The organism is Arthrobacter sp. H-02-3 (genome assembly GCF_003097355.1).
GTDB classification, from domain to species: domain Bacteria; phylum Actinomycetota; class Actinomycetes; order Actinomycetales; family Micrococcaceae; genus Arthrobacter; species Arthrobacter humicola.
The window spans coordinates 1-2,532 of the sequence record NZ_PYUI01000041.1; the positions used below are offsets into that span (position 1 = coordinate 1).

1 protein-coding gene is annotated in these 2,532 nt (G+C 62.8%); it reads right to left on the reverse strand.

Going from position 1 to position 2,532, the window contains the following annotated elements; genetic code table 11:
- On the reverse strand, positions 1 to 2,464 hold a 2,464-nt coding region (locus C9424_RS21230; RefSeq protein ID WP_237563608.1), incomplete at its 3' end, for a N,N-dimethylformamidase beta subunit family domain-containing protein.
- Positions 2,465 to 2,532: the final 68 nt, after the last annotated feature.

Here is a 2,532-nt window from a genome sequence, read left to right on the forward strand (position 1 = left end):
CGGCCACCGAAACATTGCCCGCGTCCTTCACGGTGAACACCACCGACGACGCCGTCACCGCCTGATCAAACGTCGCCGACGGATTGACCCCTGTGTCGACAGCTGACGCACTGTTCGCCGGCGACACGGCAGCGATCGTCGGCGCGGCCGGCGGCGCGGCAGTCGTGAACGTCCACGAATACGGCGCCGCCATTGACTGGCCCGCAGAATTCGTGGCACCACTCACCGTGGCCGTGTAGCTGGTGCTGAAGGACAGGGATGTCCCGGGGGTGAACGTCGCCGTGTTCGTGGCCGAGTCATATGCCACCGATCCCTGGACCGAAGTGTTTGCCGCGTCTTTCAGGACGAACGAGACAGACTCCGCCGTCACGCTCTGGTTGAAGGTGGCAGAAGACTTCCCCGCCACATCGACACCCGTCGCGCTATTCGACGGCGACACTGACGAAAGCGCCGGTGCGGGGCTGCTCGACGGGCTGAACACCGCATCCACCCAGTAGTACTCTGCGTCGTAGACCTGATCAGGGAATGAAGACGAGGCGCCGTACTTGTAGAAGCCGTTCGGGCTGCCAGGCAGGCTCCTCGTGAAGTGGAGCGGGGCGCCTCCCGTGCTGCCGTTCCCTGCAGGTACCGGCGAAGGATGGTTGTAGAAATAGGCGGTGTCCTGGGCATAGTGGCCGGCCGGGGCGAAGTAGGACACCACGTATTTTGTATTTGCGGTGACCGCGAGGGGAGGAGATAGCGCAGCACTCTGCCAGCCGGTCGCCGATTCCCCGCTGAAGGTGACCGTGGCAAGCCGTTCCCCGGATTCGCTCCAGACACTGCCCACGTGCGTCCCGGTGTTCTCAGCGGACTTGAAGAAGCGCAGGGCGCTGATGGTTCCCGCGACGTCTGAGAAGAATTTGGCCCCGACCTCGATTCCGGCGGCGTCGCCGACGGCAGGGACGGCCGGACTGACGTTGATACCGATCATGGAACACGGACATGACACATTCGTGACACTGCCGGCCGAGGGCGATTCGATGTTGCCGCTGTCGTCAACCGCCCGGGAACGCAGAGTCGATGTCGGGCTTCCGTGCGCATTCCAGCTGTAAGTCCACGTCGAGGTGCCTGTGGCCGGGCGCCAGGTTGTACCGCCGTCCGTCGAGACCTCGACGCCGGCAACCACGCCGCCGACATCGGCGGCAGTCCCGCTTACGGTCACAATCGTGCCATCTGAAACCGTTGATCCTGGTGTGGGCGAAACGATGGTGGATGTCGGAGCCGTCGAGTCGGTCGACGCATCCGCGGTCACAAGGCCGGCCATGATGGTCACCGGCTGTGACCCCATGTCTGCGAAGAGATTGACCGTGGCCTGTTGCATGTTCTTGTCTGGTGCTTTTCCTGTGGTGAAGCCGTCCAGTCCCCAGGACCATTGCACTGTGCCGGCCCCGAACACCAAGGCACCGCTTGGAGCCTTGTACATTGTCAGGTTGTGCGTCGCCGTCTGACCGTTGAGAGTATTGGAGCCATAGTCCGTGAAGACCTCCGCCGAGGAACTGACTGTGTTGGAGAGTCTGAACGAACCGGCCGGCCGGAACCCGTTATCGGCGTCGATGTCCCATTCGTAACCAAGGGTGCCGAGTCCGGCGCCCAGAGTGGCCGAGGCGCCGGCGGCCAGGTTCGCAATTGAGGTCCCCCGCCACAACCTGAGCTGTTTGTAGGTCGAGGGGACCACGATGTCGGTGGTTCCGGAATTGACCAGGAAGTACTGTCCTGTCAGGGCGTTCTCCGGGTTTCCTCCTCCCGTGGCGGTCCCGTAACGCGGATCCCGCCACGTACCGGTCCACGCCACGGGATCGGTGGGTGCGTTGAAGTGGGTGTCCTTGTAGGCCACCAGAGTTCTGTCAGGTGTGTTTGATCCGTCGGAGCTTGGTTCCAGCCGAGTCTTCCAGAACATTTCGTTGCCGCTGAGGAACGCCAGGTTCACGCCGGCGTCGCGGGCGGCCTCCACATTGGTCCGTTGATCGGCTGTCCAGTATTCGTCGTGGCCCACGGACATGAAGACCTTGTGATTCAGCAGCAACGGGCCCCGCGTGGAGACGTCGAGTCCGCTCATGTAGCTCACGTCGTAGCCGTTGGCCTCCATGAACCGGATCATTGGGTACTCGGCGTACATCAGCCAGCTTCGCCCTTGGTCATCCGCCGCTGAATTGAAGGGCCTGTTGTAGGAAACTTTGAACGCGGATTTGTAGGCGAGTGGTTCACCTGCCGGGCAGTCCACGGTGCAGGAGTAGAGGCTGTTGCCGCCGTAGGTGTTGTACGCCTGCCACGTGGCATCAGAGGTCTGGAAGAGCATGGCGGAATGCGCGGCGTCATCACGGACGATAAACGGAACAAGGCTTGCTTCATCGGTGTCGTTGCGCACCAGCCGGGCCAGATAAACCCCGGACACGGCCGACGCCGGAACCTGCCAGGAAGCTGACACAGCCCAGTTGCCGCAATCAATCAATCCGGTGGCGGAGAACGTCGCGCACGCCGGCTGGGTCTGCGGGA